The sequence below is a fragment of the Citrobacter sp. XY323 genome, from assembly GCF_025106035.1.
GTDB classification, from domain to species: domain Bacteria; phylum Pseudomonadota; class Gammaproteobacteria; order Enterobacterales; family Enterobacteriaceae; genus Citrobacter; species Citrobacter braakii.
This window is the reverse complement of the sequence record NZ_JANYUK010000009.1, coordinates 241,152-264,077: the sequence shown is the minus strand read 5'-3', so window position 1 is coordinate 264,077 and position 22,926 is coordinate 241,152. Positions and strand designations below refer to the sequence as shown.

Annotated in this window: 20 protein-coding genes and 1 tRNA gene; 12 read left to right on the top strand and 9 right to left on the bottom strand. The window is 49.4% G+C overall.

Going from position 1 to position 22,926, the window contains the following annotated elements; all coding sequences use genetic code 11:
- Positions 1-204: 204 nt before the first annotated feature.
- From N0B36_RS13960 to N0B36_RS13915, 10 genes are all read left to right on the top strand, one after another.
- Complete coding sequence (locus N0B36_RS13960) at positions 205-420, top strand: hypothetical protein (protein WP_259688508.1); 216 nt, start codon at positions 205-207, stop codon at positions 418-420.
- A gap of 597 nt (positions 421-1,017) precedes the next feature.
- Positions 1,018-1,275 (top strand): PAAR domain-containing protein, encoded by a 258-nt coding sequence (locus tag N0B36_RS13955; protein ID WP_200047479.1) that lies wholly within the window; start codon positions 1,018-1,020, stop codon positions 1,273-1,275.
- Positions 1,276-1,278: 3 nt separating this feature from the next.
- Positions 1,279-2,460: a hypothetical protein gene (locus N0B36_RS13950; RefSeq protein ID WP_235117281.1), complete on the top strand. Its 1,182-nt coding sequence runs from the start codon at positions 1,279-1,281 to the stop codon at positions 2,458-2,460.
- A 38-nt stretch (positions 2,461-2,498) separates the two neighbouring features.
- Positions 2,499-5,873, top strand: a complete 3,375-nt coding sequence (locus N0B36_RS13945) for an ImcF-related family protein (protein ID WP_409065455.1) — start codon at positions 2,499-2,501, stop codon at positions 5,871-5,873.
- Positions 5,870-7,468 (top strand): type VI secretion system protein TssA, encoded by a 1,599-nt coding sequence (gene tssA, locus N0B36_RS13940; protein WP_153690021.1) that lies wholly within the window; start codon positions 5,870-5,872, stop codon positions 7,466-7,468. The genes N0B36_RS13945 and tssA overlap by 4 nt, the downstream gene beginning before the upstream one ends.
- 22 nt (positions 7,469-7,490) lie before the next feature.
- Entirely contained in the window at positions 7,491-9,257 is a 1,767-nt protein-coding gene (tssF, locus tag N0B36_RS13935) for a type VI secretion system baseplate subunit TssF (protein ID WP_137380015.1), read from the top strand.
- The gene (gene tssG, locus N0B36_RS13930; RefSeq protein ID WP_259688506.1) at positions 9,218-10,306 is read left to right on the top strand and encodes a type VI secretion system baseplate subunit TssG; all 1,089 of its coding nucleotides are present in this window, start codon (positions 9,218-9,220) and stop codon (positions 10,304-10,306) included. Before tssF ends, tssG begins: the two co-directional genes overlap by 40 nt.
- The gene (gene tssJ / locus N0B36_RS13925) at positions 10,281-10,814 is read left to right on the top strand and encodes a type VI secretion system lipoprotein TssJ (protein ID WP_019077653.1); all 534 of its coding nucleotides are present in this window, start codon (positions 10,281-10,283) and stop codon (positions 10,812-10,814) included. Before tssG ends, tssJ begins: the two co-directional genes overlap by 26 nt.
- Positions 10,814-11,257, top strand: coding sequence for a type VI secretion system baseplate subunit TssE (gene tssE / locus N0B36_RS13920; RefSeq protein WP_047414982.1), 444 nt, complete (start codon positions 10,814-10,816; stop codon positions 11,255-11,257). Before tssJ ends, tssE begins: the two co-directional genes overlap by 1 nt.
- Position 11,258: 1 nt before the next feature.
- A complete protein-coding gene (locus tag N0B36_RS13915; RefSeq protein ID WP_259688502.1) occupies positions 11,259-12,593 on the top strand; it encodes a VasL domain-containing protein in 1,335 nt (444 codons plus the stop codon).
- Between the two features lie 159 nt (positions 12,594-12,752).
- Here the strand turns inward: N0B36_RS13915 and N0B36_RS13910 are convergent, their stop codons facing one another.
- The 3 genes from N0B36_RS13910 to N0B36_RS13900 are packed head-to-tail and all read right to left on the bottom strand — an operon-like array spanning position 12,753 to position 14,319.
- Entirely contained in the window at positions 12,753-13,289 is a 537-nt protein-coding gene (locus N0B36_RS13910; RefSeq protein WP_047499262.1) for a redoxin domain-containing protein, read from the bottom strand.
- Between the two features lie 41 nt (positions 13,290-13,330).
- Complete coding sequence (locus tag N0B36_RS13905; protein ID WP_200047177.1) at positions 13,331-14,071, bottom strand: hypothetical protein; 741 nt, start codon at positions 14,069-14,071, stop codon at positions 13,331-13,333.
- A gap of 8 nt (positions 14,072-14,079) precedes the next feature.
- Positions 14,080-14,319 (bottom strand): hypothetical protein, encoded by a 240-nt coding sequence (locus N0B36_RS13900; RefSeq protein WP_016154483.1) that lies wholly within the window; start codon positions 14,317-14,319, stop codon positions 14,080-14,082.
- Positions 14,320-14,502: 183 nt separating this feature from the next.
- Between N0B36_RS13900 and N0B36_RS13895 the strand changes: the two genes are divergently transcribed.
- Positions 14,503-15,090, top strand: a complete 588-nt coding sequence (locus tag N0B36_RS13895) for a MarR family winged helix-turn-helix transcriptional regulator (RefSeq protein WP_049282739.1) — start codon at positions 14,503-14,505, stop codon at positions 15,088-15,090.
- A 183-nt stretch (positions 15,091-15,273) separates the two neighbouring features.
- On the opposite strand, the gene N0B36_RS13890 is transcribed toward N0B36_RS13895, so the two are convergent.
- Positions 15,274-15,349 (bottom strand) — tRNA-Phe (locus N0B36_RS13890).
- 105 nt (positions 15,350-15,454) lie between these two features.
- Positions 15,455-16,162 (bottom strand): DUF554 domain-containing protein, encoded by a 708-nt coding sequence (locus N0B36_RS13885; RefSeq protein WP_046274954.1) that lies wholly within the window; start codon positions 16,160-16,162, stop codon positions 15,455-15,457.
- Between the two features lie 468 nt (positions 16,163-16,630).
- On the opposite strand from N0B36_RS13885, the gene N0B36_RS13880 reads away from it, so the two are divergent.
- The gene (locus N0B36_RS13880) at positions 16,631-18,766 is read left to right on the top strand and encodes an ornithine decarboxylase (protein WP_200049071.1); all 2,136 of its coding nucleotides are present in this window, start codon (positions 16,631-16,633) and stop codon (positions 18,764-18,766) included.
- Between the two features lie 55 nt (positions 18,767-18,821).
- On the opposite strand, the gene N0B36_RS13875 is transcribed toward N0B36_RS13880, so the two are convergent.
- From N0B36_RS13875 to mutY, 4 genes are all read right to left on the bottom strand, one after another.
- The gene (locus tag N0B36_RS13875) at positions 18,822-20,078 is read right to left on the bottom strand and encodes a nucleoside permease (protein ID WP_016157449.1); all 1,257 of its coding nucleotides are present in this window, start codon (positions 20,076-20,078) and stop codon (positions 18,822-18,824) included.
- Between the two features lie 210 nt (positions 20,079-20,288).
- Positions 20,289-21,374, bottom strand: a complete 1,086-nt coding sequence (mltC, locus tag N0B36_RS13870; RefSeq protein ID WP_016154410.1) for a membrane-bound lytic murein transglycosylase MltC — start codon at positions 21,372-21,374, stop codon at positions 20,289-20,291.
- 94 nt (positions 21,375-21,468) lie between these two features.
- Positions 21,469-21,744: an oxidative damage protection protein gene (locus tag N0B36_RS13865; protein ID WP_016154409.1), complete on the bottom strand. Its 276-nt coding sequence runs from the start codon at positions 21,742-21,744 to the stop codon at positions 21,469-21,471.
- 27 nt (positions 21,745-21,771) lie between these two features.
- Entirely contained in the window at positions 21,772-22,824 is a 1,053-nt protein-coding gene (gene mutY / locus N0B36_RS13860; RefSeq protein ID WP_259688501.1) for an A/G-specific adenine glycosylase, read from the bottom strand.
- Between the last annotated feature and the right edge of the window lie 102 nt (positions 22,825-22,926).

Below are 22,926 nucleotides of genomic sequence, written 5' to 3'. Positions count from 1 at the left end.
ACCTTTTTCCGCGGTTATGCCATTAAGGATAACTATTTTCCTGATGGCACCACCGTCCGCTGTGCGGTGAACTCTGCGGAGGCGATGAATTAAACGTTTAGTATTATTTATTAATTGTGAAGAGATAAATATACCTTAGAATATGTCTACACCATCCGTGGGACCTTGCAACTTAATTTCCTTAAAAACGATTGTTGGATTTAAATGAACATCAAGGTATCCCATTTACTATACAGGGGGCATGACCTTGTTGTTATTTGTAATTATGTCGATGCTAACTGGTCAAATATCTTCGGTTCCGGCGGTTTAAAAGGGGTCTTTCAAATTAAACTTGTATTTGATGATGTTGGTAAACAGGTTAGTTATCAGGAAAAATCAACCAGTTCTGAATGGGGGATTGGATCAAACTTATTTTTTTAAAGGTGAGTTTAAGTTATGGAATAGAAAAGTTTAAGCTAGGTGCCCGGGACTAAAATATAATGGCGAGTTAGGAAAGTTTATAGTTACGGTTTTGTATCATCCAGTGTCACAGTCACTCTTGTTAATCTCATAAAAGAATCCGGTTGGCGTGTAAAATCAACTTTTTATGCTGGGAAGAAGAGGTCAGCGAAATTGAAGGTTTTTGCCAGCCTGGCATTTGTCGCTATTTTAACAATATCTATTCTTTCCTTCATTTTTTATGACGACTGGTGTTAAGGGAACGGCAAGAGTTGAAATAGATTTGTTACCGAACAATTCCTATATCTTAGCGTATGTACAAACGGCTAGTGATATGCGCGAGAAGATTACAAACGAAAATTTTCAGTTGGCAATGAAAGTTTATAATTTTGAAAAAATAGAGGGTTACAGTTTTAATAATATTTTGTCGAAGGTAACAGAGGTGTACTTTCAGGCAGTGTTACATTTAATAATGGTAACATATTAGATATTATTATTGTAATGATCCAGGAAGAAATTATGTGGAAGATGTTATCAGTTGATATCGGATAGTTTTGTTCAATATAAAGAGAGGGAAATATGCTTGGAGTTATTCGTCTATCAGATAAAACGACTCATGGTGGTATTGTTCTTGAAGGGAGTTCCGGCGTTATCTTTATGGGGTTGCCGGTTTCTTGTATGCTGGATAAAGTTTTCTGCCCAATACATGGTAAAACAATTATAATTGAAGGGGATGTTGGATCCAGAATTAATGGTAGGCCTATTGCTCTCCATGGGCATCGTTGTGGATGCGGCTGTACATTAATTTCCTCATTACCCATTGCTGGAAGGCTGTAACATATGCCCATCGATCTTAAAAAGATCCCAGAGAAAGCCGAATTACCAGTCCCTCCAGATAAACGTCGTTGGTTTATTACTATAGTTCTCTGTATTGTTTCTGGGGCAATACTAGTATTATCATTTTGGCGTGGAAATGAATCTACACATACAGTTTGGTTTTGGTTTTGCTCGCTTTTTATTCCTTTTTTAGTTGGTTTTATGGGTTATATTTTTCAATTGCGACGTTATGAAAATGAACGCGATCGTATCATTTGGTGGAATCACTTACATCAGCAGCAATACGACGAGCAGGTTGCTTTAGGAAGATTAGCTATGGGGATGTTGGCAACAGCATATATTACTCCAGTCGCCCGAAATAAACTGGCCACAGCGCTTTTACAAGAGAAGAGTGAACTTCAACCGTATTTCTTTCCTCAATATCGGAGGGTGTTAACTACTGCACTAATCTCCCCTCAACTTACCGATGTGAGTGAGGTCGGTTACCTGCTACGTATGGAAAAATTACTGACAGATATTATTCGACAGTTACAACCTGAATTAGAGAAATTCCTTGGGAATTTCCATATCCGTATTCTACATGATGGTACGCTGAAGAATGAAACGATTAATACCGTTTGGCATCGGGTCTGTTCATTATCTTTTGATGACCAAAATCTGACTATCTGTACAGAAAGTGACGGAATAATGTGGATTGATAATTATCTGGATTGTCAGGAGGAGATATTAATTCTCTCTATTGAGATTAATTTGTTCCTTGAACCACGTGACCAACAGGCCGAATCTGTGTCTGCTATATTGTTGGCTTCACCAGCCTGGTTAACTCAACATCATGTAACACCGCAGTCATGGATACATCGTCCAGTAGTTATGGACGGTCCTGTGGAGTCAGTAACAACCGTGACGTTATGGGGAAATATAACGACAGAGGTGCCGTGGTTTTTTTGGCGTAGCCAGATACAGAGTGAAACACTGACACTGGCACTCCAGTCAATGGAACAATGTGGTTATATGTTATCGAAAAAAGGAGATTTCGTGTTGGATGACACATTTGGCAGGCTTAACTCGGTAGTAGGAAATGTCATTTTAATATGTGCTAATGAGCATGCTGTTAAATCAAATGTGGCACAATGGCTATTAATTAATAATAAAACCACTCATATGCTTATTGTTCATCCGGTATAACCTTGGTGAAGGAGGTTGATGTGAAAAATAAGAAACGTATGAGCACGTGGTTTATTATTTTGCTTATATTAATTACAGGAGGTTTTTTCATCTGGGTAGAGAATCCATTGATTCATATTCCGACCATGGAGGAAAAACAAAATGCGTCACTGATAGTTGCTGGAGTATGTATCATAATATTGCTTTTTGATGATGCAATTGTTCGTTTATGGCAAATGATTATATCAAAAAATTATTTTCATCGCTTAAACATGTTATCTGGTTTAGTCATTGCTGGGAATAAATCAAAGAAAGATATTAAAGATAGCCGCGCTGAAATTTTAAATCATGTACTCACATATCTTCTTCATAACTACGGTCGCCGCTGGCGCGCCAAAACGTGTATCCTGCTGGTGATGGGGGATGCCCCTCAGGTTGATCAACTGGTACCTGAACTCACCTCCCAGCGCTGGGTTGAAGGGGATGGCGTGGTGTTAATCTGGGGAGGCAAGCTCACTGCAACGCCAGATGTCTCGCTGTTTGATACGATACGCAAACTGCATCGGCGCCCGCTGGATGGGGTTGTATGGGTAACCCATACTTTTCAGCAACATGATGCCTTGCTTCAATCAGCCCCTGTTGTGCCCTTAACTTCACAGCAAATAGATGAGGCCGCCCGCCATCTTCTGGCTGTTTTTACCACGCTTCGCTGGCGAGTGCCGTTATACCTCTGGTCGCTGCATGGCGCTCAATTTGTACCGGATAACGTAACCTTACACTCTGCGACGTGTATGTTCCCTTCAAAATGCACCACGGCTTTATGTCGTTCGCAGTTGACCTCGTTGGCAATGCACATGGCGGAGCAGGGCACGCAGCAGGTTACGCGAAATATCCGCGATAACTTTTTACTGAAAATGGCTAATTTGCTGATGCCTAATGCAGAAGCCATCAGCGACTCGTTGACCACTTTTTTCAGCCCGCATCGGCCCCTGCCGCTGGCGGCGGTAATCTTGAGCCAGTATGCGGAAAGTACCCCATCGCGCGTTGCGCATGCCTGGACGCGTGATGAGCGTTGGCGCGCGTTGCTTGATTCACTCCCTGCGTTACCTGCGGAGCTAAAGGCACAACGCACAGGCCGTTCAGGGATTCGAGTGCTGGCAGTCGGTACAGCCGGTTTGATGCTGCTATGGGGCGCGGGAATGGCGGTTTCTTTCCTGGCTAATCGCAATATGATCACCGAAAGCCTGGACCAGGCGAGACTGGCCGGCGGTCCGGATAAACCGCTCGCCGAGCGTCTTACGGCGCTATCCGCTCTTCAGCAAACGCCGGGCATGCTTCGCTGGCGTCAGCAGAATGGCGTGCCGTGGTATTACCGCTTTGGCTTGAGCCAAAATGATGCTCTGCTGGATGCCCTATGGCCGCGTTATACGCGTATTGCTATTCCACTACTGCGTGATGAAGCCGCACAACATCTCACTCAGGAATTGACGGCGTTAACGAGACTGGCACCGGATAGCCCGCAGTTTGCAGCTCGGGCAAAGATCGCCTACAACCAGTTGAAAATGTATCTGATGCTCTCCCGGCCCGAACAGATGGAGGCGTCATTTTTTAGTCAGGCGCTGATGCAAGACTGGCCAGAGCGCGCAGGCATTTCGCGCGCATCATGGCAAGGCGTTGGGCCGGGGCTCTGGCAATTCTGGGGTGAAAACCTTCAGGCGCATCCTGAATGGAAAATAGCGGCCGATAAAAATCTTATTAGCCAGGTGCGAACGCTGTTAATTCGTCAGATGGGGATCCGCAATGGCGAAGCCGCCCTGTATCAGAAAATCATTGAACAGGTGACTCCGCATTACACCGATCTTCGTCTGGAGGACATGACCGGCGATACTCGGGCAGACCAGGTATTTTATACCCGGAGTTCGGTTGCTGGCGTGTATACCCGCCAAGCCTGGGAAGAGGAGGTTTTGCCCGCCATAGAAAAAATCGTAAGCAACCGCCGGGAAGAGATGGATCAGGTGCTGGGGGATGAAACGCACTCTGCAAGCGACCCTCTCTCTCCACAGGCGTTAAAGGCGCGTCTTAGCGAGCGTTTCTTCATAGATTTTGCCGACAACTGGCTGGATTTTCTCAACAGTATTCGCTGGAAGCGCACCCAAACGCTGAGTGATGCCATCGATCAACTCACATTGATTGCAGATATCCGTCAGTCTCCTCTGGTTGCGTTAATGAATACGCTCGCCGTTCAGGGACGTACAGGGTTAACCGGGGAAGCGTTGTCGGACTCACTGGTGAAGTCGGCAAAGGATCTGTTTAACACCAAAGAGAAACAGACCATTGACCAGCATGCACGGGAAGAAGGTCCTATGGCGAGTACCTTCTCGCCAATCCTGGCATTGATGGATGAACAATCGGCTGGGCAGGATATCAGCCATCTGAGTCTGCAAACCTACCTGACCCGGGTAACGCAGGTCAGGCTGAAACTCCAGCAGATTACTAACGCTGCCGATCCGCAGGGAATGAGTCAGGCCCTGGCGCAGACGGTATTTCAGGGCAAAACCGTTGATCTCACTACCACGCGTGACTATGGAAATCTGGTGGCTGCCAGTCTGGGGCAAGCATGGAGTGGATTTGGTCAAACAATGTTTGTTCAGCCGCTGGAGCAGTCATGGCAGCAGGTGTTGCAGCCAACCGCGGCGGGTCTGAATGCGCAATGGAAGGCGCTGATTGTGAATGACTGGAACAGCGCATTCGGGGGACGTTATCCGTTCCGTGATGTCGGCAGCGAAGCTTCCCTGCCGCTGCTGGCGCAATATCTGCGAAGCGATAATGGCCGAATTCAGCATTTTCTCGAAAGTCATTTAAGCGGTGTGCTGCATAAACAGGGAAGTCACTGGGTTGCCGACACGGTGAATGCTCAGGGACTGGTATTTAATCCTGCGTTCCTCGAGGCGATGGACCAGCTCAGTCAAATTGCGGATGTCGCTTTTATTCGTGGAGAAGCCGGGATTCGTTTTGAACTGCGTCCTGGAACGGCACGGGATGTGATGCAGACAGACCTCGTGCTGGATGGCCAGAAACTCACCTACGTTAATCAGATGCCTACGTGGAAAAACGTTGTCTGGCCTGCCGATACGCAAGCGTCAGGAGCAACCCTAAGCTGGGTGAGCACGAATACGGGAACCCGAATCTACTCAGATAACCCCGGTACCTGGGGCTGGATAAGACTGCTTGAGAAAGCGGAGATAACTGATAATGCTGGCGTGAGCAGCGGTTTTAACCTGCGCTGGACTGCGCAAGATGGATTGCCGCTGAACTATACCCTGCGCACGGAAGCGGGTGAAGGTCCCCTTGCATTACTCAAACTCCGCGATTTTGAACTACCCGAAGCAATTTTTATTGTTAGCAGCAAGCTTTCCTCAGAGGAAGAAGAATGAGCGCTCTGAATCGTCTACTGGCCGCCAGTGCGGATTCGACAGATGAACAACAGCAACTGATGGAACAGGCACAAACGCAGACTGCGCTATGGCAAAACTGGTTATTGCCAATTTCAGCAGCCAACCCGGGTGGTGACGATCCTGGCTATGACGATGATTTTCAGCGCATGCGGGAAGAGGTGAATAAACTTTCTGGCGCACAAACGGATCTCATCATTGAGCTTGCGGAAAAACTCCTGATCAACACTTGTAAGGATGTCCGTGTTGTCACTTATTACACATGGGCGCGTTTGCACCAGGATGGTGAGTCCGGCCTGGCGGATGGTCTGATTTTGCTGGCTGGCCTGATGCAGCAATATGGCGATACTCTCCATCCCTTAAAAGCGAATAGTCATAAAGCCGCCCTCGAATGGTTAGCAGGCGGGCGGATGCTGGATAGTCTGGCGCGATTCCCGGAAGTTTCACGACCTGACGCGCAACGGATCGCCGGTGCGCTGATGTTGCTGGACCAGCAATTTAATCAGCGAGAGGAGAGCATTCGCCCTGGGCTTGGAGCGCTGTATAGCGCGCTGGAGAACCGTCTGGCCCAATCAGGCGGTGCTCAGGCATTGGTACCACAAAATATCAGCACCCAAACCGCTCGGTACAGCGCAGATACTCCCGTCCTCAAAAGTATTGCCTCGGGCCGGGAGTTGCTGGAGCAGGCACGGGTGTTGGCGAAATACCTGGCCGATCAGCCAGATGGCTGGCTGGCGGCGCATCATTTGATGAAAAGCGTGCGGCTCGATACGGTCAGCCAGCTTCCTCCGCCAGATGGCGCCGGACGTACACGTCTGGAACCGCCCAAGAGTGATTACCGTGCGCAGCTTAAACGTCTTTATTTGCAGCAAAGCTGGACTGAATTGATTGAGTTAACTGACAGCTTATTTGTTGAGGGAGTGAATCATTTTTGGCTTGATGTGCAGTGGTACCTTCATCAGGCATTAATGAGGGCTGGATCGCCATGGGATAAAAATGCCGGGATTATCATCAGCGATCTGAAAATGTTGCTGCATCGGATGCCGGGTCTGGAAACGCTGGCATTTAACGACGGAATGCCCTTTGCCGATGACGTCACGCGTGAGTGGATCGCCCGTGAGGTGCTGCAGGAAAGTGACTGGCAAACGGAAAAAGTCACTGCGGCTACCGCAGGGGCGGACGACGATATCCTGCTACTTGAAAGCGAGGCCTTGACGCTGGCGGATAGCGAAGGCGTTGAAGCCGCGCTCGCCTGGCTTCAGGCTCGCCCCGGCGTGATTTCACGTCGACAACGCTGGTTACGCCAACTGTTGATGGCTCGCCTGACGGAACAATGTGGGCGCAACGATCTCGCGCTGCATTTGCTTGGCGAGTTGAATGCGACAGCACACTCTCTCACCCTCAAACAATGGGAGCCTGAACTGCTGTTTGAAGTAAAAGCGCGACGGCTGAAACTTCTGCGTTTAAAAGCCAATCGCAGTGAAAGTGACAAAGCGCGTCTGATGCCAGAGATGGACTTACTGTTGTCCGGACTGGTAGCCATTGATCCTGCCAGAGCTGCCGTCTTGTGTGGCTAAAACAAAATAAGCGAACTGTAAAATGGAAGACTTAACTCTGCGTTATTATGACGCGGAAATGCGTTATTTAAGGGAAGCGGCAAAAGAGTTTGCGCAGGCGCATCCGGATCGTGCAGCCATGCTGGATCTGGATAAAGCCGGTATTCCCGATCCCTATGTGGAGCGATTATTTGAAGGTTTTGCATTTTCGATGGGGCGATTGCGGGCCAAAATTGACGATCATCTTCCTGAATTTACCGAAGGTTTGATGAGTCTGCTGTGGCCTCATTATTTACGTACCATCCCTTCCTTAAGTATTGTCGAGCTTTTACCTGATATTGATGTGCTGAAAATGAGCGAGAGGATTAACGCGCGGTTTGGCGTATTGTCACAGCCCGTCGGTCCTAAAAAAACGGTATGTCAGTATCGTACTACACAGCCCGTCACGCTCAATCCGCTGTCTGTCACGGCGGTGAATATCGATGCGGAACCTGACGGACGCTCGGTCATCCGTATGCGAATAAAGTGCAATCCACAGATGGACTGGTCGCAAACTGATCTGACGCGCCTCAGTTTTTACCTGAGTGGTGATGCACCGGTGACCCATGCGCTGCACCTTGCTTTGACAAAGCGTCTGGCCTCTCTTTATCTGAGGCTCCCCAAAAGCGTAGAGCGTATTCGACTGGATGGTTACTTTTCACCTGGCGGATTTGCCAGTGAAGACAGTTTATGGCCAAAAGGCGATACGGCGTTTGGCGGCTGGCAATTATTGCTTGAGTATTTTACGTTCCGCGAAAAATTTATGTTTGTCCATCTTAACGGTCTGGAAAAGATAATGTTTCCTGCTGGTATAGATTGCTTTGAAATAGAGGTGGTACTGACTCAACAGTGGAATTCTGAGCTTCCTCTGGGGAGTGAAAATATTCGTCTTCATTGCGTTCCGGTGATTAATCTCTTCACTATGGAGGCCGATCCACTGGTGGTTAATGGACTAGAAAGCGAATATTTGCTGCGTCCGCGTAGGTTGCAGGATGGACATACGGAAATTTATGCAGTCGATGCGGTTTCAGGTTCACAGCGAACGCATAACGCCGTCTATGCTCCTTTCACCAGTTTTCGCCATAAGGGAGGCATGATGCGCCGTAACGCGCCAGAGCGTTATTACCATACTCGCGTCAGACGCGGCGTATCCGGATTATATGATACATGGTTGATCCTTGGAGGAGATGCCTGGGAGCGGGATCGTCTTGCTGAGCAGGAAACCTTGTCATTAAAAGTGACCGGAACAAACGGTCAACTACCCAGGCGAGCTTTGCAGAGTTCATTGCTCAATCGCTGCGAGCAGATCCTCCAGACGCCGATTGCCGTGCGCAATCTGTGTAAGCCGACACTACCTGCTTATCCTCCCGCAGAGGATCGTTTTCACTGGCGAGTGTTGAGCCACCTGGGATCCAGCTTTCTGAATATGATGGCCAGCGCAGAAGTGCTCAAAGGAACGTTGTCTCTCTATAACTGGCAGGACGATGAGCTTAATTATCGTCGTCTGGATGCGATCATGGATGTTCAGCAACATGAAATACAGCGCTTTGAAAAAGGATTTTTACTCCGTGGGGTGGATATCGAAATAACGCTTGATGAGAACGGATTTACCGGTGAGGGCGATATTCATCTGTTTGGTGAAATGCTTAACCGCTTTTTTGCGTTGTATGCGGATATTCATTTATTTAATCAGCTTACTTTAATCATACAGCCGGCAGGGAAAAGCTTGCGATGGAAAGAGAATCACAATCAGCGACTACCCGGCTGCTAAATAGCCTTGGTGAAAACCTACCCCGTACTAATTTTTATCGTTTCTGCCAGTTGTTGGAACAGTGGAATCCACAAGCGCCAAGTCCTGGAAGCCAACAAAGTCCGCGCTTCGATACCATTCGTTTTCGTCCTCATCCCGGGATGGGGTTCCCGGCGGGGGAGCTAAAAAATGCAGAATATGATCCGCTACAACCCATACTTCCACCAACGGTTCGTGTCACTTTTATGGGATTGTATGGCGTGGAATCACCGCTGCCGACAACCTATCAGGATGATATTGCCCAGCGTCAGGAAGGTTCGGACGTTGCTGCTGAGTTTCTGGATATTTTTAACCATCGCTTAATTACGCAGTTTTATCGAATCTGGCGTAAATACAGCTATCCGGCGACCTTCCGCCCAGGCGCTACAGATGAAACATCACAATATTTACTGGGGTTGACCGGGTTGGGCATTCGGGGATGCGCCACGCAAACCGAGGCTCCGTTATCGCGTTTTTTGGCGCTGTTGGGAATCATGAGAATGCCAACGCGTACGGAGGAAGGTATATCCGCGCTGGTATCTTTATTATCACCAACAACAAATATCACCGTGACTCCTCATGATAAGCGCTTAATCCTGCAGGATAAGCCGTTAAAAATGAGTACGCGGCAACCCGTTAGCCTCCATTCTCGCCCGGTGATGGGACATAGCGCTGTAGATATTAACAGCCAGGTGCTTATTACTCTTACAACGGATGTTCCCGATGAGGTTCGCGACTGGTTACCGGGCGGCCAGCTTTATCATGATTTTCTCGCGCTGATGCACGTGTATTTAGGCGCCAGAGTCAATGCAAGGCTGCAATTACGCATTCCTCGCTCGGCACTTCCGGATGCTCAACTTACCAGTAACAAATGTGAACGGGCAGTACAGCTTGGCCGCACGGCCGTTTTGCGTCTGGATAACCCGGAAGCTAATAATCAATTTATAACAATTAAACTTGGGCTTTGGCAGAGCCTTAGTCAACATGATCAGCGGAGGGAAGCCGATGAGACTGGCGATTATCGCTATTAATTTTGCCGTAATAACCGTAATGACCAGTGTGGTCACTGGATGTGGTCTGACACAAAAAGTATCGGAAGGCACGGTGTCATTAACGAAGTCTATTTTTTATAAGGAAATTAAAACGCTGCATTTGGATCTTTCCGCCAGAGAAGGCGCTAATAAAAATGCGCAGGGCATAGCGCTTTCTACGGTTGTGCGTATTTACCAACTCAAAGATCGTAAAGCGTTTGATTCGGCTAATTATCAGTCTTTATTTGAGCAAGATAGCACGGTGGTGAAAACAGATTTACTGGCTCAGAAAGATGTTTTGATACGTCCTGGTGAAAGTGTAACTGTCGATATTCCACTCGAAAAGGAAGCGCAATATGTTGCCGTGGCGGGGATGTTTATTTCTCCTGAACAGTCTGAAGATTCATGGCGCGTGGTATTACGCCGTGAAGATCTCGATCCTGATAAGGCGCGTGTGCTTGAATTAAATACCCGGACTCTGGCACTCCTGGCGCAGGAGGATGAGTAATGGTCAAGCAGCCGTCTCTTTATGACATCTTACTGGGTAATTTTTCCGGTGGTTTCCCTTTGCACTCGGTCAGTGAAAACACGCAGGTCATCTTATCCGTCCTGGATAATATGCAGCGCATTTTGAATACTCGTGCCGGTAGCCTCAAACATTTACCCGATTACGGTCTGCCGGATATGACCAAAATCCTCCAGGGAATGCCAGGTACGGCACATCAGCTTATCAGCACGCTTTCTCAGGTTTTGTTGAAGTATGAACCGCGGCTAAAAGGTATTCAGGTAACGATGCAGGAGCAGGAAACTCCGGGGCATTTGCGTTATTCCATTGATGCTGAACTGCAAGACCTTGGCATTGTTCGCTATGGTACTGATTTTACCCCTGAGGGGCGGGTTCTTATCCGTCACCTTAAGAGGCAGGGTTGGCTTGAGACTGGAGTGTACTGACATGGATAAGTATCGCATCAGCACCGGTGGTGACCCGCGTGCTTTCACGGAGTTCGGGTTGTTACGCGATGAAATCAGCAAGCTGACTCACCCCGCGCGCCCGGACGTTGACTGGAAAAAAGTTGAACAGTTAAGCCTGGCATTGTTTCGTCATAACGGCGTCGAACTGCAAACACTGTCCTGGTACACCGTCGCCAGAATACGTAATGCGGGACTGGTGGGACTTGCCGAATGCGCGGAACTCCTGGAGGCCTTACTGACGCACCACTGGAATGCAATATGGCCACAGCAAACTCATGCCCGCGTTGAGATGTTGGCATGGCTCTCAGCCCGTTTACAGCAAGAATTGCGTACGCTAACGCTGTCATATACTGATTTATCCATGGTGTATCGGGTTGAACAGAGTTTAAAACATGCCTGCGAAGTGCTGCAACGGCTTGAGTTGAAAGCGCTTAGTAAACTGGAGGCTGTCGTGACCTGGATGCACAATGCAGCTTTGCGTCTGGAGAAATCCGAACCCGATTCGGCCGTTGTGATGATACCGGCTTCAGATGCAACAAATAACGTTGTGACGTCTTTGCCACAACTGGTCTTTGTGGTTAATGAGCCAGCGTCGTCCGGGCAATCGAGCGCAGCGGTTTTAGCGACCAAAATCGATCATGGAACCCGACGGATATGGCTGGGGTTTGCTATCGGTGTCATGGTTACAGCAGTGGTGAGTACAGGCGCTTTTCTTGGTCTCAACCCTATGCGAGCCGACGGATATGAACTGGTTAAGCCATTGCCACAGGTGCCGACGCCTGAACAATTGTCCACATTGAAGCAGTCCTCAGATTTGCAGGGGAAGAAGCAAGATATAATTGCTGCAACGCAAGGGCAATTGGACGTTTTACATCGCTTGTCACCTTTGTGGTCGCGGGAATACGCTGCATCATTAGCGCAGCAGTTAGTCACTCTGTGGCCGGAAGAATCGCAGACGACAGTAATCGCGAGCAGATTACAGAAACAGTTAACTACGGAAGCGTTGCCGGAAAGTGCTCTGCAAAACTGGCATCATGCCCAGCAGGGGCTGGAAGCGTTAACCGCCCAGCTAAATGCGCTTGATGAACGCAAGGGTAAATATCTGACGGGGTCGGAGTTGAAATCAGCCATTTTCACTATCCGCCGCCAGCTTGACCAAACGCCGCCGACAGAAGAATTGTTGCGTCAAATCGATGAGGAATTAAAAAAACAGGGGAGTGTATCACCCGCTTTGTATCAGCAGCTCGATATACGACTTAACCAGCTTCTTAATCGTTATACGCTGCTGAAACAAAATGCCATTCGAGGGCGGTAGCACAGGAAATAAGCCAGCCAAAGATCATCAACTGATTCAGTTGGTTATATAAAATTGGTTGATGATCTTCGCTATAAAATCATGAAAAATTAATAACATTCATCAGGGATTATCACTGAGTGCCCTAAAAGGTTAACGCCAGGATCTCTATCGGGACCCCTATAGTGCACACTGCCCATCACTGCACCCTGATGCCATAGACGTGTTCTCGGAAACAGACAACGACTCATTCAATAACGCCCCGATTTCTGCTCCCAGCGCGAGGTCGTCTACCTGACCAAAATATTGCTGGCGTAGGTATCCCTGCTGATCAATTAACGTCAACGTAGGTGTACCGCGCATAGCGTAGGACAGCATGGTCTGGGGGACATCATTGTCAGGAGACGGCATATCCACCCCGACGGGGAAAGGGATGCGGTATTCTGATAGAAAGGTTTCCAGTGCCTGTGCGGTCATTACCTCATGATGTTCAAAAACCGTATGTAGGCCAATAACGGCCACCTTATCCTGTGGAAAAGTGGCATACACACGTGAAACCTGCGGCAGTCCATGGGAAACACAGCCAGGACACAGCATCTGAAATGATTCCATTACCACGACCTTGCCGCGTAATGATTCCAGGGTTATCGGCTGTGACGTATTAAACCAGCGTTCAATTGTCAATGCTGGTGCTCGCGGATGACGAATGATATTCATGTTAACTCCAGAACCCGCACTGTGGTGCGGGTTAATTTCCGTTACTGGTTTACTTTCCCCGGCAGCGTCAGCTTGCCAGAGGCCACTTTAAATACATCCTCGACGCAAAGTAGCGGCGCATGAACGGACGCATTAACTCGTAGCCCGGCAGTTACGCCATCAAACTGGCTGGCAGTGACCACGCCAATATTATCGAACGGAACTTTCACTTCTACAGTTTCACCTGTCAGCGTAGGATTCCAGCCCGGACTGTCCAACAGTATCGGCAAGCCAGGCCAGGTTTTAGGCAGCCTAGGTTTTTGTCCCTCAGGAATATCAACTACGGCCAGTGCGCCAGGCCCGCAGACCTCGTTAGGCTTCAGCACCACCCAGTGGGTATGCCACAGATCGCCATCATTGTTGCGGTTACCATCGCCATTTTCATCATACAGCGGCGTATCATCCAGATCAGGATGGGATGTTACCGCCAGTGCCAGGATACCGGCCTTATGTTCAAATCCCACTTCATACGGATCGATCGTTGTCGGCCAGACATAAGAGAAAATTTCCGTTCCCGCCAGCTTACCTGTTACTGCAGGCTTACTTTTACCTGCCTTGCCGGAAACTGCCATATGGAAGGTGGCAACATTCCCTTCGGTAGTGACTTTAGTGTGCACAATATCAAACTCAGCCAATACAGCCTTGTCGGCGCTGGTTTTAATTCCGCCCTGATGAGGCTCATTGCCATGTGCACCGGCAGAGGTGGCGACAGCCATTGCTAATACAATCGCAATACGTTTCATTTTTATCCTTAAAGCAGATCTTTAATAAACGCACCAAAGTTGATGTGAAGCGGGATACCGCCATCCAGTACCAGGGCCGGAACAGATTGCACACCAGCTTCGATGGCCTCATTCAGTCGGGTTTTATCATTTCCGAGATGAACGATTTCTACCGTGTATTGAGCGGGATCGAGTGCCAGTGCGATTTGGTGTTCTGCATCTACGCATACCGGGCAACCTGCATGAAAGAAAACGGCTGTTTTACTCATGATGACTTTCCTTGTGTAATATCAAATGGTATCGAATCGATACCATTTGATATTACACACACACTGAAAATATTGTCAATATGGTTTTGAATCGATACTATTGATGACAGTAAATCCCTATCGTTAGAAAGTCTGGACGTTTGTTTATCCAGCACGTATCCCGGCAAGCAGAGGCAGGTTACTGTGACACTCTTTGATATTCTTGAACGCCTGGTGAGCCTGCAAATGGGCAGCTTTTATCGCCATCCGCAACTGAAAGGACTTCCCACAACATGGGTTCAGATTCTTTTCTATTTAACGCGATGCAATGGTTATTCCAATACGCCCGCTGCAACCACGGAATACCTCGGGCTGACTAAAGGCACGGTATCGCAGTCCCTGAACAAACTAGAGCGTGAAGGTTGGATTAGAAGAGAAAATGACGGCAAGGATAAACGGGTTGTCCATCTGGTTCTGACATCCAAAGCGAGTGAAGTGATGCATAGCATCATGCAGGAGACACTGCAGGAGCCGTGGGATTCATTAGCTTTTTCTGAGGAACAACTGAAAACAGTTTTTCTGGCCCATCTGCGGAGTATGCAGAAAAATCAGGGGGCCAGAATGTTCGGTGAGTGCCGTTTTTGCCGGTTTCATCAGTCGATAAATGGGCATCCCTGGTGTGGTCTAACAGAAGAGCCAATTCCCATGGAAAGCATCACATTAATTTGTCGTGAATTTGAGGAACCGGAAAATAGTTGCAGCGTTAGCGATCAGAACGAGAGAAAGGGCTAGATACTGGCTTTTGAACGGATAAAGTGCGGACATAAAAAAATCCAGAAAATGGTATGCGCATTCTCTGGATTTAAGTCCCGTTTTCAACTGATGTGGTAACACGAGTACCATCATCATGCCGTATGGGGACTGCTGTCTTACCCGTTAAGGATTTTATCTCTTAACGAACAAGCTCTGAATAAGTGGTGCCCGGACTCGGAATCGAACCAAGGACACGGGGATTTTCAATCCCCTGCTCTACCGACTGAGCTATCCGGGCAACGAGGCGCATTAAACCCGATTCGCTTCGCTTCGTCAACGAAATTTCTTCAAATCAATGCAGACTGCACAATCTATCACCACATTGCTGCTAATGCACGCATTCTCAGCCAAAAAATGCCGTCCAGGCGGCGGAAAGCGGCATTGCCAGCAGCAGGGCAGGAAGCATATTCACAACCGCAAACATCTTGATGCCGCAAATACGCAAACCGGTTGCCAGCAGCAATAGACCGCCTACGGCGCTGAAATCGGCCATCATAGCTGGCGTCGTCAGGGGTAAAATCAGTGCTGCACAGGTGGCAAGCGTTAACTGGATTGCCAGCATCGGCATGCAAATGGCGGATACCGCGATTCCTAATGAGCAGGCAAAAATGATGGCCGTGAAGAAATCCAAAAATGACTTGGCGATTAAAATATTCGGGTCGCCTGTCATCCCTTCATGTATCGCACCGAAGATCCCGGTACCGCTGGCGCAAAACAGCACAATGATAGCCACATAGCTTTGAATAAAGGATTCGTGCGTTACGTTGGCGTCCGAGCGGGTGAAAACCTGCTGCGCTTTGGCTACCGCGGCATTGATCCCTTTTTCGAGATGACAAAACTCGCCAATTAATGCGCCGACGAGCGTTGCCAAAACCATCACCGGTAGATTGGCGCATTTGATAACCAGCAAGATACCAATCCCTAACGAGGCCAGCCCGAAAATAGAGGTCATGGAGACCCGAATGCGTTCTGGTATATGCTGGCTGAGCAGCGCGCCGAGAATGCCACCAAATAAAATGGCGCTGGCATTAATAAAGGGTCCGATTACCACATTTGCTCCTGCATACCCATCATCGTCTTGATACTAAAGGCAATTAGCTGGGTGAAATTATGTTTCAGATTGCATTATTATGCCGCAACTTTCAGACGAAATGCTTGCTGATCTGTAAGGTTTTCGCGCAAGATTTTATCTTGCGCCTGTAATTGAAAGGTGCCATGATTGCGCGAATTTTCTCCTGTCTGAATGGGGCTGCCTGGGATGATATTACTCCCCCTACATCGCCTTCAACATCGCCTTTTTGCGCGACGTTTGCCCCTTCCCGCGACTTATCTTTACGCTCCCACCATGCGGTGAGGGCAGCGCACGCTCACTGCAGGATAACAGTAAAATCAGAGGCTATCTGCTTTTACTGATGTCTGGCGGTCGGGGCTGGTAACCAGTTTGACCTGTCATTTCGTGGGCAAAGCCATGCGGCGTTGTCCGGGACTTTTGATTTTCCCGAAACGGGTTATTGCGCTTATGAAATCAATGAAAATTGCCGCCAGTAGTGAACTGGTTTCTCGTCTGTCCAGCCATCGTCAGGTGGTGTCGCTGGACAGTACCGATTTTACTGACGTTGCGGCAGTCGTCATTACCGTTGCGGACAGCCGCAGTGGGATCCTGGCTTTGCTGAAACGCACCGGTTTTCATCTACCTGTGTTTCTGTTCGCAGAGTCTGATGTTGATGTGCCTGCGGGCGTTAATGCGGTAATTCGCGGTCAGGCTCAGGACTGGCTGGAGCTGGAATCTGCTGCCTGTCAGTATGAGGAAGAGCTGCTGCCGCCGTTCTATGACACGCTTACCCAGTATGTCGAAATGGGGAACAGCACGTTTGCCTGCCCGGGACACCAACACGGTGAGTTTTTTAAGAAGCATCCTGCGGGCCGACATTTCTATGAGTTCTTTGGTGAGAATCTGTTTCGCGCGGATATGTGCAACGCTGACGTTAAGCTTGGCGATCTGTTGATTCATGAAGGTTCAGCGAAACATGCGCAGAAATTTGCCGCGAAAGTTTTCCACGCGGATAAAACCTACTTTGTGCTGAATGGGACCTCTGCGGCCAATAAAGTGGTCACCAATGCGCTGCTGACGCGCGGCGATCTGGTGCTGTTTGACCGCAACAATCATAAATCGAACCACCACGGGGCGCTGATCCAGGCGGGTGCTACGCCGGTTTATCTGGAAGCGGCGCGTAATCCGTTTGGCTTTATTGGCGGCATTGATGAGCACTGCTTTGATGAGGAATATCTGCGCCAGCAACTTCGAGAAGTTGCGCCGCAAAAGGCTGATCAACCGCGCCCGTTCCGTCTGGCGATCATTCAGTTGGGTACCTATGACGGTACGATCTACAACGCCCGGCAGGTGATCGACAAGATCGGTCACCTGTGCGATTACATTCTGTTTGATTCCGCATGGGTCGGTTACGAGCAATTTATCCCGATGATGGCCGATGGGTCGCCGCTGCTGCTGGAGCTCAATGCTAACGATCCGGGGATCTTTGTCACTCAGTCGGTACACAAACAGCAGGCCGGATTCTCGCAAACCTCGCAGATCCATAAAAAGGATAACCATATTCGCGGCCAGGCGCGCTTCTGCCCGCATAAGCGTCTGAACAATGCGTTTATGCTGCATGCTTCCACCAGCCCGTTTTACCCGTTGTTTGCGGCGCTGGACGTTAACGCCAAAATCCATGAAGGCGAGAGCGGCCGTCGGCTATGGGAGGAATGTGTGACGCTGGGGATCGAGGCCCGCAAAGCGATTATTACCCGCTGTAAGCTGCTTCAACCGTTTATTCCTCCGGTAGTGGATGGCAAACCGTGGGAAAGCTATCCGACACAGGTGATTGCCAGCGAGCGTCGCTTCTTTAGCTTTGAACCTGGTGCTAAATGGCATGGTTTTTCTGGATATGCACGCGACCAGTATTTTGTCGATCCCTGCAAACTGCTGTTAACCACTCCGGGCATTGATGCGCAAACCGGGCAATATACTGAGTTTGGTATTCCGGCGACGATTTTGGCGCATTATCTGCGTGAAAACGGTATCGTGCCGGAGAAATGCGACCTTAACTCGATTCTGTTCCTGCTGACCCCGGCAGAAAGCGCTGAGAAACTGGCGCAACTGGTCGCGATGCTGGCGCAGTTTGAACAGCATATTGAGGACGATACGCCGCTGGCAAACGTGCTGCCCACCGTCTTCAACAAGTATCCGGTACGTTACCGGGATTACACGCTGCGTGAACTGTGTCAGGAGATGCACTCACTGTACGTCAGCTTTGATGTGAAAGATCTGCAAAAAGCGATGTTCCGTCAGGAGAGTTTGCCTGCCGTGGCGATGAACCCACAGGATGCTAACAGCGCCTTTATCCGCGGTGATGTTGAACTGGTGCGTATTTGTGATGCCGCAGGTCGCATTGCGGCAGAAGGCGCGCTGCCTTATCCTCCGGGCGTACTGTGCGTGGTACCGGGCGAAGTATGGGGCGGGGCGGTGCAACGTTACTTCCTGGCATTGGAAGAGGGCATAAACCTGCTGCCGGGCTTCTCGCCGGAGCTGCAAGGGGTTTACAGTGAAACGGATGCAGACGGTATTAAACGTCTGTATGGATATGTTCTGAAGTAAGCGTCATCTGACCAAATAGGGCCACCATCAGGTGACCCTATTTAATCAATAAAGATTAGTGCGCGATAGTCTGGGCGCCTGCCGGAACGCGTACGTGTTTGTATTTAAACAGCGCAACGAAGGCAAAAGCCAGAACCAGCGAGTAACCTGCGAAGATCAGCCACACGGTCTGCCAATCGGTAATACCGTTCAGCGTATAGTGTTCAACTACTTTACCGCTCACCAGACCGCCCAGAATACAACCGAAGCCGTTGGTCATCATCAGGAACATGCCTTGTGCGCTGGCGCGGATTTCAGGGCGAACTTCTTTCTCTACAAACACGGAGCCAGAGATGTTGAAGAAGTCGAAGGCGCAGCCGTAAACAATCATCGACAGAACCAGCAGCACGGTACCAAACGGTGTTGGATCGCCGTAGGCAAACAGGCCGAAGCGCAGCATCCACGCCACAATACTGATAAGCATCACGTTCTTAATACCGTAACGGCTTAAGAAGAACGGGATGGTCAGGATAAACAGCGTCTCGGAGATCTGCGAAATCGACATCATCACCGACGCGTGTTCAACGATGAAGCTGCCGGAGAACAGTGGATTGTTATCGAAGCTGTGCAGGAAGGTATTACCGAACATATTGGTAATTTGCAGCTCTGCGCCCAGCATCATAGAGAAGATGAAGAAAATCGCCATCCGCTTGTTTTTAAACAGCGCGAAGGCATCCAGGCCCAACATGGAAGACCAGCTCTGGTTTTTCTGCTGATTGGCGACCGGGATATGCGGCAGCGTCAGGGTGAACAGCGCCAATACGACGGACAGCGTCGCGCCGATATACAGCTGCATATGGCTCAGTTCAAAGCCGGAGAAGCTTACCGCCCACATCGCCAGAATAAAGCCGATGGTGCCCCAGATACGGATTGGCGGGAAGTCTGTAACAATATCCATCCCGGCTGATTGCAGGCGATAGTAAGAGATGGTGTTGATTAACCCCAACGTTGGCATATAGGCCAGGGAGTTAAGCAAGATCACAAAGAACATGGCGCCTGGCGTGGTGACTTCGGCTGCGGCGAACAGCGTTGCTGCGCCGACCAGGTGACAAATGGTGTACACCCATTTCGCACTGATCCATTTGTCAGCCACGATCCCTAACAGCGTAGGCATAAACACGGCGGCGATCCCCAGCGAGCTGTACACCGCGCCAATGGATGCACCATCAAATTTAAGGGTGACAAACATATAGGAGCCGAGGGTAGTGAGCCAACTACCCCATAAGCAGAACTGCAGAAACGAGAGAACTTTCAGCTGCAGCTTAAGATTCATGTTAATTTCCTCACACCGTAATGCGGATGAATGTTTTAAAAGGCACATTTGCCGTGGCTATATGATGTGATTCTATCAACGAGAGGCACTCTTTTTTTGTTACCTGTGACAAATATTTGCAAACAATTTCGGATTGCAAAGCAAAAGAGTGATGGAGTTAACGTTTTTCCCTCTTCAGGCCCCCGTTTTAGGGGGCAAGAGAGGGATACATTAGCGGCGACGATATGATTTTTGTGCGGAATTGACCTTGTAAAGATATCGGCGTGATTCAGCAGATGGGTGTCGGGTGGTCAGCGTTTGATAAACGTCCCCAGGGGACATGCTGTTAATGATGTTTGCGGCCTGAATTTTATCGTTCGAGAACACGCGCAGCACGCTGCCCGCACCGCCGTTATACGCGGTGATCACCGCATAGCGACGCGAGGTCGGATTATCAATGCCGCCCAAATAGACATTATTCAGCATTGCCAGATAGGCAGTACCGGTATCAATGTTGCTGGCCGGGTCAAACAAGAAGCTACGGCTTGGCGTGCCTGAGCGCCCCTGGGAACGGAACACATCTTTTCCGGCGCTGTGTTGTACCACCTGCATGAGTCCCAGCGCATCGGCATGGCTGACCGCATACGGGTTAAACGAGGATTCGGTTTGCATGATGGCCAGAATCAGCGACTCGTCGACGCCATACTTACGTGAAGCCTGACGTACCATGCCGACGTATTTATGCGCGCGCTTATCAAGGTGATTTGGGACCAGATTGATCGTCACGCTATAGATGATACGCAAGCCATTGCTGCGCTTTTTCAGTCGCGTTTGTAGCAGGTAGTTGGCAAAGTTGGTTGCACGTCCCTCCCAACGAATAGGCTGGCCGGTATTATCGACTACCTGCCCGTACAGGAACGGCTCTTTGGAAATCTTAATGTCGTCGACATCGGAATAGAGGTCGATAGAACCCGGATCATCGCCCATCAGCAACGTCTTGATAATCGCTAGACGCAGATGTCCGGCGGGATCTGTCCCGGCAATGGTCTCGACGGTTATCGTACCGTCATCAAAATTGATATGGCTGCGGGTTTGATACTGATCGGTATACTTTACGTAGTCCTTCGGACCCGCAATCAGCACTTCCTTAAATCCCCACAGATTCTCAATGTTATGGGCAAATTGCCCCATCAGAATATCAAAACCGTTGGTATCCTTGACCCAGGCTTCGTTATAGGAATCGCCTTTTTTGGTCGAACTGGAACAGGAGATGAGCAACGGCGCGATAACGGCAAGCGCGAGAAATTTTTTCATCATTCCGGGAGTGCGTGTTGTGTTTGTTGTTGTATCGTTTTGCCGGATGGCAGTGCAAGCACCCTATCCGGCCTACGAGATTGCCAGCAAGCGATGCTTATTTTTTTTCTTCAGGCGTATAGCCTTCAATATGCACATCCTTACCTTCAAACAGGAAGTTAATCATCTCCTGTTCCAGTAACTTACGGTGTTCAACGTTCATCATATTGAGTTTCTTCTCGTTAATCAGCATGGTTTGTTTATGCTGCCATTGCGCCCATGCTTCTTTAGAAATCTCGTTATAGATGCGTTTTCCCAGATCGCCCGGGTACAGCTGAAAATCCTGTCCTTCTGCTTCGCGTTGCAGGAAAGTGCAAAAAATCGTTCTGCTCATAAAAAATCCTCTTTATCGACCGGTACGTTAAACCTGTGTGCCGGCACGTAATTGCTGTAACAAACGCTCCACGGGGGCCGCCAGTCCGACCGACGGCGGTTGCGCTAAGTTATACCAGAGCGCGTTGCCTTCATCCATGCATGAGGTGAATGAGGACACGGGAAGCCACATAGGCACAATATCTAAGTGGAAATGGCTAAAGGTATGGCGAAACGCATTAAGTTGGGTCAGATTATCTGCGTTAATTTGCCGTTGCGCCAGCCAGTCGCGTAGCCCATCCTCATCATCAAACTGCGGAAAACAGTATAAGCCACCCCATAAGCCGCTGGGTGGTCGCTGCGCGAGCAACACCTCGTTTTCATGCTGCATCAGTAAAAAATAGCCCGTCCGTTCTGGTAATGTCTGTTTGGGCTTTTTACCCGGATACAGCGCCCAGCTTGCATCGGCGCTCGCCACACAGCCATTTTCCAACGGACACAGGGAACATTTGGGTTTTGAGCGCGTACAGACCATGGCGCCTAAATCCATCATCGCCTGATTAAACCGCTCAACCCCATGGGCTGGCGTAACCTGCTCGCTCAACTCCCACAGTTTCTTTTCGACCTCTTTTTTACCCGGCCAGCCGCTTACAGCATAACAGCGAGCCAGCACTCGTTTGACGTTACCGTCAAGAATCGGAAAATGCTGACCCAGGGAGAGCGAAAGGATCGCGCCTGCAGTTGAACGTCCGACGCCTGGCAGGGCGGCCACTTCATCAAAGGTTTGCGGGAATGAGCCGCCGTGCAGCGTCACAATCTGTTGTGCGGCTTTATGCAGATTACGCGCTCGAGCGTAATAGCCCAGCCCGGTCCATAAATGCAGGACTTCATCCAGCGGCGCATGGGCTAAATCCGTTACCGTTGGGAAGCGCGCCATAAAGCGCTCAAAGTAGGGGATAACGGTCGCAACCTGAGTTTGTTGCAGCATCACCTCAGAGAGCCATACTTTGTAAGGCGTCTTGTCAATTTGCCAGGGCAGCGTTTTCCGCCCGTATTTGTCGTACCAGCTCAAAACCTGAGCCGAGAATTGAGACGCTTGCATGATTACCGTTTCATTATTGCCGGGGGCAAGATTGCAGCACAGCGGCAACGGGGTGTAAACCGGAACTTTCCGCTGCTCACTTTCTTCCTTTACTTGCATCCG